This is a genomic window from Gracilimonas sp. BCB1, assembly GCF_040117685.2.
Lineage (GTDB): Bacteria > Bacteroidota > Rhodothermia > Balneolales > Balneolaceae > Gracilimonas.
This window is the reverse complement of record NZ_JBEDYP020000015.1, coordinates 190567-204727: the sequence shown is the minus strand read 5'-3', so window position 1 is coordinate 204727 and position 14161 is coordinate 190567. Positions and strand designations below refer to the sequence as shown.

The window sequence follows — 14161 nt, the reverse complement described above, 5'->3', positions numbered from 1 at the left end:
ACTTGTAGAAACTATTTTTGACACACTGAACGCTAAAGCAGCTCTTTTTGCCATTCAAGAGTTATTTGATGAGCGGGGAGAATCGTTACCCATTATGGTTTCCGGAACTATTACCGACGCTTCGGGAAGAACGCTTTCCGGTCAAACGGTAGAAGCGTTTTTGATCTCTGTGTCTCATGCTCCAATTCTAAGTGTTGGATTCAATTGCGCACTGGGAGCAAAACAACTTCAACCATATCTGCAAAACTTGGCTGATAAGTCTGATTTCTTTGTCAGTGCTTACCCGAATGCCGGACTTCCGAATGAGTTTGGGGAATATGATCAGGGTCCAGAGCTGATGGGGCGGGAAGTGGAGAAATATTTGGAAGATAATCTGGTGAATATTCTGGGTGGTTGTTGTGGTACTACTCCTGCACATATCTCGAAAATGGCTGAGCTGGCACGTAAATACGAACCCCCGAAAAAGGGCGGAGGCAGTAGCTGTTTAATATGAAGACACTTCCACTGAAGTTAAGCGGACTGGAACCCCTTGTAATCACTGAAGACTCCAATTTTGTAAATGTCGGAGAGCGCACAAACGTAACGGGTTCAAGAACTTTTCTTAATTACATAAAGAATAAAGAATATGATAATGCGCTGAAGGTAGCTCTTGATCAGGTACAAGGCGGGGCTCAAATTCTGGATGTGAATATGGATGAGGGAATGCTCGATAGTGTCCGGGAAATGACCAACTTCCTTAATCTTATAGCTTCTGATCCTGACATTGCAAAAATCCCCGTCATGGTTGATTCCTCAAAGTGGGAAGTTATTCTGGCAGGGCTAAAATGCATACAGGGAAAAGGCGTGGTGAATTCCATCAGCTTGAAAGACGGAGAAGAGGAGTTCTTACGAAGAGCACGGATCATACGTCGTTTTGGAGCAGCGGTTATTTGTATGGCATTTGATGAAGACGGGCAGGCCGATACCTTACCACGACGAAAAGAGATTTGTGGACGTGCTTATAAAATTCTGACAGAAGAAGCCGGTTTTGACCCTTCAGATATCATTTTAGACCCCAATATATTTCCGGTGGCCACAGGAATGGAGGAGCACCGGCGAAATGCAGTCGATTTTTTTCTTGCTGCTAAATGGATTCGTGAAAATTTACCCGGAGCTCATGTAATAGGCGGGGTCAGCAACGTGTCGTTTTCATTCCGGGGGAATAACCGGGTACGGGAAGCTATTCACTCTGCTTTTCTGTATCACGGTATTCAACATGGCATGGATATGGGAATTGTGAATCCGACTCAGCTGGAAGTGTACGATGACATTCCGGAAGACCTGCTGGAACGAGTGGAAGATGTGCTCTTTGACCGCACAGACGATGCTACCGAACGGTTGCTCGAAATAGCCGGGGAGTATAAAGGAGAGTCTTCTTCATCCCGAAAGAAAACCGATGATGAATGGCGAAAGAAACCGGTTGAAGAGCGTTTAAGCCATTCCCTGGTAAAAGGTATTAATGAGTATGTAGAGGAGGATGCTGAAGAAGCTCGTCAAAAGTACGGAAGTCCGCTGGAAGTAATCGAAGGTCCGCTGATGGATGGGATGAATGTAGTGGGCGACCTGTTCGGTTCCGGGAAAATGTTTCTGCCGCAGGTGGTAAAAAGCGCTCGTGTGATGAAACAGGCAGTGGCTTACCTCACACCTTATCTTGAGGAAGAAAAGGCTAAGAACAAAGACACCAGCGAACAGCCCAAAGTTTTGCTGGCTACCGTTAAGGGTGATGTACATGATATCGGTAAGAATATTGTAAGCGTGGTACTGGCCTGTAATAACTACAATGTGGTTGATCTTGGGGTAATGGTCCCGGCTGATAAGATCCTCGATGAAGCCGAAAAGCATAATGTGGACGCTATTGGATTGAGCGGGTTAATTACCCCTTCACTTGATGAAATGATTCATGTGGCACGGGAGATGAAGAAAAGAAAGTTGGACTTGCCATTACTGATTGGGGGAGCTACAACGTCACGTCTCCACACAGCTGTAAAAATTGATCCTGAATACGACGGCTCTATAATTCATGTGTTGGATGCTTCAAGAGCTGTTTCCATCGCCGGAGATGTGATCAGCGAAAAGCGGAAGAATGGAGTTCGGATAGAGGTGAAGAAGGAATACGAAGAGCTTAGAAAGCAGCATGAAAGCCGGCAGAACCAGAAGGAGCTGCTTACATATGAAGAAGCAAAAGCCAATAAGATAGATATTGACTGGAATGAATATGAACCGCCCAGACCTTCATTTCTGGGAACCAGGGTTTTTGACGATTACCCGATTTCTGAACTTCGAAACTACATTGACTGGTCGCCTTTCTTCAGGACCTGGATGCTTACCGGAAAATACCCGGATATCCTTGAAGATGAGGAAGTAGGAACGCAGGCACAATCTCTTTTTGATGACGCCCAGGCACTCATCGATCGCATAGTAAAAGAAAACCGGTTACAGGCAAAGGCTGTAATAGGTTTCTATCCAGCAAATAGTCATGCAGATAATGTACATCTCTTTGACGATGAGAAACGATCGAAGCAGATAACCCAATTCCACTTTCTCAGGCAGCAAACCAAAAAACGAGCCGGACAGTCAAATTCCTGCTTGGCAGATTTTATTGCTCCGAAAGAGTCAGGAATAACGGACTATATCGGGTTTTTTGCCGTAACAGCCGGTTTGGGCATTGAGGCAATCATTAAGGAATACGAGAAAGTAAATGACGATTATAATGTGATATTGGTAAAAGCCGTAGCCGACCGGCTGGCCGAAGCTTTTGCCGAACGCATGCACGAACGGGTACGGAAAGAATTTTGGGGATATTCGGATGAAGAAAACTTCAGCAATGAACAATTGATAGCTGAAGCATATTCCGGAATTCGCCCTGCACCCGGGTATCCGGCCTGTCCCGACCATACCGAAAAGCGCATACTTTTTGATTTACTGGATGTAAAGAAAAATGCAGAAATCGAACTCACAGAATCATGTGCGATGTATCCTGCATCATCGGTAAGCGGGTTTTACTTTTCTCATCCTCAATCCGGGTACTTCAGAGTGGGGGATATCGGGGAAGATCAGGTCACTAATTACGCACAACGAAAATCATCTTCGAAAGAGAAAGTTGAGAAATGGCTTTCTCCAATTTTAGACTACGAGCCAGGTAAATAATGAAAGTAACTGAACATATTGAAAAGGCGAATGGTGATACACTGTTCTCATTTGAAGTTTTACCGCCACTGAAGGGGCAAAATATCCGGTCCTTATTTGACCATATGGATCCGTTGATGGAGTTTAACCCTCCTTTTGTGGATGTGACCTATCACCGAGAGGAATTTGTATACAAGAAGCGGGAAAACGGGCTTTTAGAGCGTAAAACAGTAAGAAAACGCCCCGGAACGGTAGGAATATGTGCCGCCATTCAAAATCATTACAATGTGGATGCGGTGCCTCATATCATCTGTGGAGGCTTCACCAAAGAGGACACCGAGAATGCACTGATAGACCTGAATTTTCTGGGAATTGACAATGTGCTTCTCATCCAGGGAGATACCCGAAAGCCCGAGCGGGAGTTTAAACCGGAGCCGGGAGGACATGCTTATGCATCGGAATTAATAGAGCAGGTAGTGGATTTGAATAAGGGGATTTATTTGGATGAAGAACTGGAAAACGCCAAGCCATCTGATTTTTGTATTGGTGTAGCCGGTTACCCGGAGAAGCACTTCGCCGCCCCAAACATGCAAACCGATTTAAAATACCTGAAACTGAAACAGGAAATCGGGGGAGATTACATTGTTACCCAAATGTTCTTCGATAACAAGTGCTATTTCGATTTTGTGGAAAAATGCAGGCAAGCAGGAATTACTTTGCCCATTATTCCGGGGCTGAAACCTATCACTTCAAAAAAACAGCTCACCATACTTCCTCAGCTTTTTCATGTGGATCTGCCGATGGAGCTTTCCAAAGCCATCGAAGAGTGTAAAACCAAAGAAGAGGTGGTGCAGGTTGGCATTGAGTGGACCGTTCAGCAGTCCAAAGAACTGATGGAGTTTGGTGTTCCCAGCCTTCATTATTATTCCATGGGGAAATCAACTTCGGTGTATGAGGTGGCTAAAGAGTTGTTTTGATCACTTATTGATTTGTCTCAATCAAATCCACTCCTGATCCTCAACAGCCACTGTGCCTTCTGCCTGAGTGGTGCCGGTATGCAGCGTTGATTTTGGCTCGATTAACAATACCCAGCATTCATGCTCAGCAATAGGGAAGTGCTCGACACCCGCCGGCACAATATACATTTCACCCTCTTTGAGAACTACTTCTTTTTTCCCTCTGAATTTGAGCTTGAGCTCTCCCTTAACAATATAAAATAACTCGTCTTCCTGTTCATGGCTGTGCCATACAAATTCGCCTTTCAGCTTGGCCAGTTTAATATACTGATCGTTCAGTTCTCCAACTATTTTGGGAGTCCAGTATTCATCGAATAGCTTAAACTTCTCAACAATATTAACGGGTAGGTTCATCTCAGAATCTCCCCCAATGTCTTGTTGAAGTTCTTCTCCAACACCGGTTTAAATTTATTCCCGGTCAACATTTCGAACAGTTCAGCATAGCGGTTATACACTTCCATACGAAATTCATCGGGAAGGTCAGGCAGGGTTTGTCCTTCCAGTCCCTGAAAGTCGTGCTTCATCAGCCATTCCCGCAGAAATTCTTTGGACAGCTGTTTCTGTCCTTCTCCTTTGGCCTGGCGTTCTTCATAACCGTCTTTATAGAAATACCGGGAGGAGTCGGTGGTGTGTACTTCATCAATCAACGTAAGCTCGCCCTTATATAATCCGAACTCGTATTTGGTATCCACGAGTATAAGTCCTTGCTCGGCTGCAACTTTGGTGCCCCGTTCAAAAAGCCGGAATGCTGCCTCTTTAATTTCATTCCAGAGAGCCGGCTCAACGATTTTACGGGAAAGGATTTCTTCTTCTGAAATGTCTTCGTCGTGACCTTCCAGGGCTTTGGTTGCCGGAGTTAAAATGGGGGAGGGAAATTTATCATGCTCATTAAGTCCATCCGGCATTTCAACTCCGCAGAGGGTTCGTTCATCTGATTTATACACTCTCCATGCATGGCCGGTTAGGTATGCACGTACAACTACTTCTATGGGAACCGTTTCACATTTTTTGGCGATCGTCACATTGGGGTGGAGAACATCAATGATATGGGTGGCCACAATATCTTTCACTTTCTCGAATGAAAAAGCGGCAAGCTGATTCAGAATTTGTCCTTTAAAAGGAATGGCTTGCCTCATTATGTGATCGAAAGCCGAAATCCGGTCGGTTACCACAATTCCAAGACGATCATTATCTAAAGGATATACTTCGCGAACCTTGCCTTTATAGGGTTCGGGAAGAGCGGGTACATCTGTATGAGTAATGCAATGTTCCAGGGCTTCGTGGGTAGTAAAATCAGAACTCAACGTATTATGCCTTTTTATTTTCTGTTGAACCTCGTTTAACCAACACCGGATCTATGGTAGTCTGGTATAACCCATCACCCGGTTTTTTGATGATCTCTGCCAATCGCTTGGTAGCCTGTACGCCAATGGTATACATTTTTTGATCAATGGTCGTCAAGTCAAGGTATTTACTTAGTTTGATGTTGTCGTACCCCATGATAGCCACATCATCAGGAACTTTCATCCCCAGTTTTGATAGGGCATAGATGGCACCCACAGCTTGAGTGTCATTAGAGCAGAAAATAGCATCCGGAAATTTACCCTGTTTATCAAATTTGTAGATAGCCTCGAAGCCGGATTCTTCAGTAAACCCACCGTGCTTTGTAGAATCGCCACTCTTGAATAAAGAATTATCGATTTTCATCTTATAGTTTTTCAGAGCGTCTTTAAATCCCTGAATGCGTTGAAGAGATGCTCTCGACTCAACCACACTGGTAATCATTCCCAGCTCCTCAAAGCCTTGCTTCACCAGATGTTCTCCGGCCAGATACCCTCCGCGATAGTCATTCAGCATAAAATAGTCGTAGGAGGCGTGTGAGGCATTCACCAATACTGCCGGTGTTCGGGTAGCCTGAATAAGTTTGTGTACCTTTTCGCTCACATCGATAGAAAGCAGGATAGCCGCATCGGCTGTACCACGGTCAAAAAAGTTTTGAACGGCTTCTTCGGGTTGTTTGGAACCGGTGTTATACATGATGATATCGAGATCCATTTTCTTGATCTCATCTTTAACGCCTTTCAATACTTCATTAAAGTAAGGTGTGGTAAACGAGGGAACGGCAATGGCAAGCATCTGCGGTTCCTTACTGGCAAGTTTACGGGCATTAACCTGTGGGCGAAAATTGAGGTCATCAATTGCCTTCTCAACTTTCTCTTTCGTTACTTTCGAGACATTCTCAGAACCGTTAAGCACCCTCGAAACGGTAGATATCGCAACCTCCGCACGTTTGGCAACATCATAAATGGTGACTTTTTTATTCATTGCATCTCAATTATTTAGCAGTATTTACTCGTGAACTTAAAAGATAGTAGCTAGAAATTATCCGAATATAAACAAATAGAAGTCTGAAGTATAAACATCTTCTTTTCTAAATGTTATAGAGTTCAACCGTTAATTATCTGACAGACACGGGAACTTTTTCCGACTAATTAAAGCTTTAGCAAATGAGAAAGAAATTATTATGATTACCAATATCTTCCGCATACCATATTATGTAATTCGTCCGCTTTACGAGCGAACATCTTTTCACAAATCGGTGATAGATGATTTGCAGGATGATCTGCTCAAGGAAGCTTATTCTCATTGCAGGAGCATCACAAAAAAGTATGCCAAGACTTTCTATATGGCAACACGATTCCTGCCTAACGAAAAGCAACGGGGAATTTTCGCAATCTACGGACTCTGCCGATACCTCGATGACCTGGTGGACGAAGCCGAAGATTTGGTTCATAACCGGAAAATCGCGGTTGATCTGGTTGATGAAAAGCTGGAGACTTTCAAGCAACGACTGATCGATGTATATGAAGGCCGGATTGTAGATGATCCCATACTTATCGCATTTTCTGATACCCTCAGGAAATATAAAATCTCAATGGACCTTCCTTTTCTGCTGATGGATGGGGTAAAGACAGATTTGGTAAAAAGCCGATTCAAGGATTTTGAGGAAGTTTATGATTATTCCTACAAGGTGGCATCGGTTGTAGGGTTGATGACCAGCGAAGTATTCGGCTATGTGGATAACAAAGCTTTGGATTACGCGGTTGAACTCGGTATTGCCATGCAGCTTACCAACATATTACGTGATATTGGGGAAGACTTGCGCCGCGGCCGTATATACATACCGCAAAATGAGCTACAGGAATACGGGATAGAGGAAGAGGAACTATTCTCTTATTCTGTGGATGCAAAGTTTAAGAGCCTGATGGAATTCCAGATTGAGCGAGCCCGGGAATATTATACTCAAGCTGATAAAGGAATTGCTTTGCTCTCGAGAGACAGCCGGTTACCGGTATATCTAGCTCGTCACAACTATGGCCGGATACTCGACAAAATTGAGGAGAACGATTATAATGTGTTTGATCATCGCGCCTATCTTAATTACACCGAAAAACTTTCCATTTTACCCAAGGCTTTCTTTGATTTAAAAACAGCCGGTTAAAATCTGCTTTTTGCTTGGAGAATCTTTCCGTAAAGCCCTATTATTAGGCAAAAAGTAAACAGGATTTTATGGCGGATATTAAGAAAGTACTGGTAGCTAATCGTGGAGAAATTGCACTTCGGGTAATTCATACCTGTAAAGAACTTGGCATAAAAACGGTGGCGGTTTATTCTCGTCCCGATGCACACTCGCCCCACGTGTTACATGCAGACGAATCAGTATTTATAGGAGAAGCAGCTTCTTCCGAAAGTTATCTGGTGATCGATAAAATTGTGGATGCCGTAAAACAGACCGGGGCAGATGCCGTTCACCCCGGGTATGGATTTCTGAGCGAAAACGCTGCATTTGCTGAACGCTGTAAAAAAGAAAACATCATTTTCATTGGACCGGAACCCAAAGCTATTCGCCTGATGGGAGACAAGACAGCCGCACGGGAGCTGGTCACAAAAGCCGGTATCCCTACACCTCCCGGACTGAAAAGTGAACTAAAAGACATTGAAGAAGCCCGAAGTGTAGCTGATGACATCGGTTACCCGATTCTTGTAAAAGCTGCTGCCGGTGGTGGTGGAAAAGGAATGCGTATTGTCCACAAAAAAGAAGAGTTTGAGGCCAGCATTAAAGCTGCAAAATCGGAAGCCCGAAATGCATTCGGGGACGACCGTATCTACATAGAAAAATATTTAGAAGAACCGCGGCATGTGGAGTTTCAGATTATGGCCGACACTCATGGAAACGTTCTCCATGTATATGACCGGGAGTGCTCGGTTCAGCGACGTCACCAAAAAGTAATTGAAGAAGCACCTTGTGCATTATTAACAGATGAGCTTAGAGCTGACATGGCCGAAGCTGCTATTGGAGCTGCCAAAGCCGTGGATTATGTGGGGGCCGGAACCATAGAGTTTTTGGTAGATAAACACTTCAATTTCTACTTCCTTGAAATGAATACAAGGCTTCAGGTAGAGCATCCGGTTACAGAAATGATTACCGGTGTGGATTTAGTGGCACTTCAGATTCTGGTAGCCGAAGGAAAAGAACTTCCCATCAAACAGGCAGACTTAGCAATAAACGGCCACGCCATCGAGTGCAGGATTTATGCAGAAGATCCTGCTGATAACTTCCTGCCGAGTACCGGGCTTCTGAAAAAGCACCGTGCTCCAACCGGATCGGGAATTCGTGTGGATGCCGGAGTGGAAGAGGGGCAACAAATTACGATCAATTATGACCCCATGATTTCCAAATTGAGTGTGCACGGCCCGGATCGCGAAATTGCCAGGAAACGAATGCTTCGTGCACTGGATGAATATGAGATTGCCGGTTGCAGAACTACCATTCCGTTCTGTGAATTTACCCTCAAACATCCGGCCTTTATCGAAGCAAAATATGATACTCATTTCGTGAAAGATCACTTTAAGCCGGAAGACATGCAGGAAGAGCAGCCTGCTGAGGATATAGCATTGGCAGCATCGCTGCTAAAATTCAAAAACCAATCAGAACCGGAGAGCCAAACTTTGTTGCAGAACGGAGTAGGAGAGCCAGCCCTTTGGTGGAAAAACAGAAAAGGAAATTAAGACATTGAATTCTACAGAAGAGAAGAAAAAACTATTCAAGAAACTCGAAAGCTTAGCTACAGAGAAAAGAAATTCTTCAACACTCGAAATTGATTTAGCCTCAGCCGGTGAAATTGCCCGATTGATAAATGCTGAAGACCAGAAGGTGGCCCTTCAGGTAGAAAAGAAGGTTGATGTGATTGCGGAAGTCATTGAGTTGGTGAGCGATGCTTTTCAAATGGGGGGCGCTTACTTTATTTTGGTGCAGGAACCAGCGGAAGGCTTGGGGTACTTGACGCGGCAGAAATGTCCGCCTACATTCGGAACTCCACCTGAGCAGGTTGAAGGATTTATAGCCGGTGGAGAAGCCGCTATGTTTGTAGCACAGGAAGGAGCAGAAGATTCTGAGGAAATTGGCGCTGAAGCCGTTGAAGAAGCCAAGGTTGCACCGCCCGATATAGTGTGCGGACTGGCCGCAAGTGGCCGAACCCCATATGTTCATGGTGCCATTAAAGAAGCAGCCAAACGCGGATGCAAAACCATTTTGGTAACTACGGTTCCGGCCGAGCAAATAGATCTTGACGTGGATTACCTGATTGATGTACCCGTTGGGCCGGAAGTAATTATGGGAAGTACGCGTATGAAAAGCGGAACGGCTCAGAAAATGGTGCTCAATATGATTACCACCGGTGCGATGATCAGGCAGGGGAAGATTTATGAGAATGTGATGGTTGATCTGATGCTTTCTAATAAGAAACTGGAAGAGCGGGCTAAACGCATTCTAATGATATTCTCAGAAGTTGATTACGAAAAAGCGGAATCTCTGTTAGATGAAGCTAATGGGCACGTGAAAACGGCCTTGCTGATGGCTTTGGGTGGCTTAAACCTGGAGGAAGCCAAAAAACTATTAAAGAAAAACGGCGGCTTTGTCAGAAAAGCACTATTAGGTATTAATGAAAAATGATGAGACGGCTATTTAGCATCTGGGTATTCAGTTATTTTTCGCTGTTGTTTCTTGTTTTCTTTGTGATCATACTGGCAGTCTTTATAGTTACATTTCCATTCGATAAATACAGGAAAGCCCCGAACTTCACGCTTTCACTAATGGCCAGGTGCATGATGAAAGCCAGCCAGGGCTGGAAAATGGAGTTTGAAGACACAGAAAAGTACGATCCATCCGAGCCCACCATTTTTGTATCAAACCATCAGAGCTTTTTGGATATGGCTTTTATCTATCACTTGCCCTGGAAAATGAAATGGGTTTCCAAGAAGAGCCTCACCTATATTCCGGTTATGGGCTGGCTGGTTTGGCTTACCGGGCATCTTACGATCAACCGATCCAGCAAAACAGCACTCAAAAAGCTCGATAATTTAGTGGAGCCATTGAAAGACTTGGTGCCGGTTATGATTTTTCCGGAGGGAACCCGCACAATGGATGGGGAACTTAAACCGTTCAAGAACGGGCCGTTTCTTCTTGCCAGGGAATATGGTTTTAAGTTACAGCCCATGGTAATTGATGGTGGTTTCGACGCTATGCCGTCCGGTTCTAAGAACCTGAATCCGAAAGTTCACTTCCGGCTTAAGGTACTTGACTCTCTCGATCCTTCTGATTTTGAAGACATGAGGGAACTAAAAGACCACACACGATTGCTTATGCAACAACAGTTAACCGAACTCAAACGTACTTGATCGATAAGTTCCGCGACATCTATTATGGTGAATTCAAACATGAACACCGGTTCATGTTATCACTGATATGTGCGGAATTACTGATCATTGGCTTATTAAAATTCTGGCCCATCCCCGAAAGTCTCCCTAAAGAATACGAAGATACCTTCACCGATGAAGTTATTTATGTGGAGAATTCTATCATCACTAAACAGACTTCGGCACCGGCTGCCCCGCCCAGACCACAAGTTCCCGTTCCGGTACCCAACGATGAAGTGATAGAGCAAGAAATTGATTTCCCTGACTTTGATGATTTGCTCACAAAATATGATGCAGACGGGGAAGAGGGATTTTCTGAGGCACAAGGGGAGGGTGAATTCGTTGGAAGCCCTGAACAGCCGGCCGGCCTGGTTCGGATTGTAGAACCTACGGTTCCGGATGCCGCCCAACGTGCAAATATAAAAGCCCGGGTAAAGGTTACCTTTTTAGTAGGCACAAAAGGGCAGGTAGAAGACTACTATATCTCAGAAATCAGAGTGTATGACGGAAGCGGAAATTACGAGGAGGTAAACCAAATTGGCTATGGAATAATGGAAGCTGTATTACAGGCGGCTGCCAAATGGCGGTTTACCCCGGCTAAAGACAACGGAAGGCCGGTTAAAACCTATGTGGAAAATAGTTTTAATATTGGCTTCTAAATACGTTGAAATAGGCTATAAATACTTCTATCTTAGGCGCCCTTCGATAAGGCTTTTCATCTATTTTCAAACGGAGAGGTGCCAGAGCGGTCGAACGGGCTCGCCTGGAAAGCGAGTGTGCCCCTTCCGGGGTACCGAGGGTTCGAATCCCTCCCTCTCCGCCATTTTTTGCTTTTCTTGGTTTAACGGGAGTTGGTAAACTACTTCTAACAACTCTCAGGTGAACTCATTGATGACCATTTAACATTCACGAAAATGGTCACCAGCACATGAGTAATTATAGCTTATCCTACATTATCAGAAAAAATAAAATGCGCAAAGACGGTACTTGCCCAATCTACGCCAGAATTGAAGTAGAAGGAGACAGGGTTGAGTTCTCAACGAAACGCAAGGTCAAACCGAAAGACTGGGTTAATAAGAAGCAAAAGACTTCTGAAAGCACGGAGTATTTAGAAGAAGTCAACAATTACTTGGATGTAATTAAGGTGAAGGCGTTAAAAGCCTACAATCAGTTGTTGCTTCAGGATAAACTCATAACGGCTAAAGAGATTCGGGATATTGTAACGGGCAAGAAGATCGAAGTACGTAAGATCATCGAAGAGTTCGAAGTACATAACCGGCAGATTAAAAAGCTGGTAGGCACGGAATACGCTGAAGCCACTTACACAAAGTATGAACGCATCAAGGAATGCCTCGAAGATTTTATCTGGCAGGAGAAAGGTCAGGGTGATGTACCAATGCGGGAGATCAATCTGGCGTTTATTCAAGACTTAGAGAGTCATTTGAAGTCAGAGTTTGATCTGAGCCATAACACGGCCCTTAAATATCTGGACGGAATTAAGAAGATCGTACTCAAAGGTTTCAATAACGGCTGGATTGATAAAAATCCATTCGTGAACTATAAAAGGAGAGAAAAGAAGAAAATCCCAACATTCTTGACCGATGAAGAACTCAAGGCTATTCAAGAAGTCGATTTAAAGGGTATCAACCGTCTCCAAAAAGTGAAAGACTTTTTTGTCTTTTCCTGTTTTACCGGACTCAGCTATAAGGATTTAAAAAACCTGACCTACAAGAATCTACGGGAAGAGGATGGAGAGATATGGATTAATACCCGACGAACAAAAACAAAAGAACCTGTACGGTTAATCCTGCTTCCACCAGCGATGAAGATTTATCGGAAGTATGAGAAGCAAAACCCAAAGTATGATGATGTAGTACTACCCGTTACCAGTAATCAGAATTGTAATGCCTACCTGAAAGAGATTGCCGATTTAGCTCGATTAAAAAAGAAGCTCACTTTTCATGTGGCTCGCCATACATTTGCTACCACGGTAACACTTAATAAAGGAGTACCTATGGAAGTGGTTCAGATTTTAATGGGCCATAGCTCACGGAGTTCTACAGAGCATTATGCGAGGATATCTTCTAATTCAGTTAATAATGAACTTCAACAACTTAAAACCAAATTTTAGGCTCTATTTAAAATGTTTTCATAATAATCCTTTTCAATTTCATCAAACAAATTGAACTCATCGCAAATATTATATAATCCATTAAATCCATATGTGTCTTTTTCTCCGAAGGTATCATAATGGTGTTTTGAAACAAGATAAATCAGAAAGATTTCATTATTTGATAATGAAGCACTATAAAAATCTACCAGAAACTTCTGTGTCTCTGTGTTAAGACCCGACATTTTTATTATTGAAAAAGCATTTTTAACGGTTTTTAAAAAAGGTATTACAAGTTGCAGAGAATAAAATATTGTATACATATATGAATCATCTCTAAGATCACTCTTGTTATCATATTCCCCTTTCTTTTCCACCAAGAATAAGTGCAAATCTTTTAGCATGTTGTTTAGCGCGTCACTTCCAAGGAACTTTGGGTTACTTCTACTTGTAGAATTCTTGATATCAGAGAATTTTTTGTATTCAATCTTTTCTAACTTTTTTTCTTTTTGATCAATAGAAGTTGAGATAACATTTAGAATGTTATTTTTTCTTTGGGATTTTATAAAGTTTTGTTGGTCTCTAAATGTTAAATAAATCAGAATTACAGCAAGCAAGTTTATAATAACTCCAAAAGTACCTCCTAAATAGTCTCCAAAACTTCCCCAAAGTGAGATATTGTTTGTCCAAGTTGTATCGTAAAACTTGATTGTATAAGAGCCAAATACTATAATAATTGCTAAGACGATTAGGTAAAAAAGCCAATATTTTTTTGTATGTTCCATATATACTTCGCGGTCTCCGGGGGTTCGAATCCCTCGCTCTCCGTATTTTTGCTTTCCCGAAAGCGGATGAGAACCCCGATTACTTTCTCGTTTTAGTTCGATCGGAATCTAACTGATTACGCTCGAAACAACAACTAACTTTAGTTTTATCAGGACATAGGAGAGAGGCTTATATTCTGGTGACCACTTTCATATAGAGTAAAGTTTATATAGATTTAGTGGTGTCATTAATGATAAACCGAAGGTTGTTGAATTATTTCGAATCCCTCCCTCTCCGCCATTTTTTGCTGATCTTAGATTGCTAATTACAGTCTCCTTCCTCTAAAAAT

At 43.1% G+C, this 14161-nt stretch carries 13 protein-coding genes and 1 tRNA gene; 10 read left to right on the top strand and 4 right to left on the bottom strand.

The genetic code is table 11. The features are described from left to right. The 3 genes from ABFW99_RS13305 to ABFW99_RS13295 form a co-directional block, all read left to right on the top strand. On the top strand, positions 1–493 hold a 493-nt coding region (locus ABFW99_RS13305), incomplete at its 5' end, for a homocysteine S-methyltransferase family protein (protein WP_440707519.1). Next, positions 490–3186, top strand: coding sequence for a methionine synthase (gene metH, locus ABFW99_RS13300; RefSeq protein ID WP_349355501.1), 2697 nt, complete (start codon positions 490–492; stop codon positions 3184–3186). The genes ABFW99_RS13305 and metH, both read left to right, overlap by 4 nt. After that, positions 3186–4142 (top strand): methylenetetrahydrofolate reductase, encoded by a 957-nt coding sequence (locus tag ABFW99_RS13295; RefSeq protein WP_349355500.1) that lies wholly within the window; start codon positions 3186–3188, stop codon positions 4140–4142. Before metH ends, ABFW99_RS13295 begins: the two co-directional genes overlap by 1 nt. A gap of 21 nt (positions 4143–4163) precedes the next feature. Here the strand turns inward: ABFW99_RS13295 and ABFW99_RS13290 are convergent, their stop codons facing one another. Genes ABFW99_RS13290 through ABFW99_RS13280 form a run of 3 tightly spaced genes read right to left on the bottom strand, consistent with a single transcriptional unit; the run spans position 4164 to position 6506 of the window. Next, a complete protein-coding gene (locus ABFW99_RS13290) occupies positions 4164–4535 on the bottom strand; it encodes a cupin domain-containing protein (protein ID WP_349355499.1) in 372 nt (123 codons plus the stop codon). Further along, positions 4532–5485: a phosphoribosylaminoimidazolesuccinocarboxamide synthase gene (locus ABFW99_RS13285; protein WP_349355498.1), complete on the bottom strand. Its 954-nt coding sequence runs from the start codon at positions 5483–5485 to the stop codon at positions 4532–4534. The genes ABFW99_RS13290 and ABFW99_RS13285 overlap by 4 nt, the downstream gene beginning before the upstream one ends. A 4-nt stretch (positions 5486–5489) precedes the next feature. Continuing rightward, a complete protein-coding gene (locus tag ABFW99_RS13280; RefSeq protein WP_349355497.1) occupies positions 5490–6506 on the bottom strand; it encodes a LacI family DNA-binding transcriptional regulator in 1017 nt (338 codons plus the stop codon). Positions 6507–6705: 199 nt separating this feature from the next. Here ABFW99_RS13280 and ABFW99_RS13275 point away from each other — a divergent pair, with 199 nt between their 5' ends. The 7 genes from ABFW99_RS13275 (at position 6706) to ABFW99_RS13245 (ending at position 13068) form a co-directional block, all read left to right on the top strand. Beyond that, positions 6706–7683, top strand: a complete 978-nt coding sequence (locus ABFW99_RS13275; protein ID WP_349355496.1) for a squalene/phytoene synthase family protein — start codon at positions 6706–6708, stop codon at positions 7681–7683. A gap of 68 nt (positions 7684–7751) precedes the next feature. Beyond that, positions 7752–9251, top strand: coding sequence for an acetyl-CoA carboxylase biotin carboxylase subunit (gene accC / locus ABFW99_RS13270; protein ID WP_349355495.1), 1500 nt, complete (start codon positions 7752–7754; stop codon positions 9249–9251). 4 nt (positions 9252–9255) lie between these two features. Continuing rightward, the gene (murQ, locus tag ABFW99_RS13265; protein ID WP_349355494.1) at positions 9256–10194 is read left to right on the top strand and encodes an N-acetylmuramic acid 6-phosphate etherase; all 939 of its coding nucleotides are present in this window, start codon (positions 9256–9258) and stop codon (positions 10192–10194) included. Further along, the gene (locus tag ABFW99_RS13260; RefSeq protein WP_349355493.1) at positions 10191–10919 is read left to right on the top strand and encodes a lysophospholipid acyltransferase family protein; all 729 of its coding nucleotides are present in this window, start codon (positions 10191–10193) and stop codon (positions 10917–10919) included. The genes murQ and ABFW99_RS13260 overlap by 4 nt, the downstream gene beginning before the upstream one ends. After that, a complete protein-coding gene (locus tag ABFW99_RS13255) occupies positions 10916–11596 on the top strand; it encodes an energy transducer TonB (protein ID WP_349355492.1) in 681 nt (226 codons plus the stop codon). Before ABFW99_RS13260 ends, ABFW99_RS13255 begins: the two co-directional genes overlap by 4 nt. Positions 11597–11668: 72 nt before the next feature. Continuing rightward, positions 11669–11760, top strand: a tRNA-Ser gene (locus tag ABFW99_RS13250). Positions 11761–11865: 105 nt separating this feature from the next. Then, positions 11866–13068: a site-specific integrase gene (locus tag ABFW99_RS13245; RefSeq protein ID WP_349355491.1), complete on the top strand. Its 1203-nt coding sequence runs from the start codon at positions 11866–11868 to the stop codon at positions 13066–13068. On the opposite strand, the gene ABFW99_RS13240 is transcribed toward ABFW99_RS13245, so the two are convergent. Continuing rightward, positions 13065–13832, bottom strand: a complete 768-nt coding sequence (locus ABFW99_RS13240; RefSeq protein ID WP_349355490.1) for a hypothetical protein — start codon at positions 13830–13832, stop codon at positions 13065–13067. The two genes, ABFW99_RS13245 and ABFW99_RS13240, sit on opposite strands and share 4 nt — an antisense overlap. Positions 13833–14161: the final 329 nt, after the last annotated feature.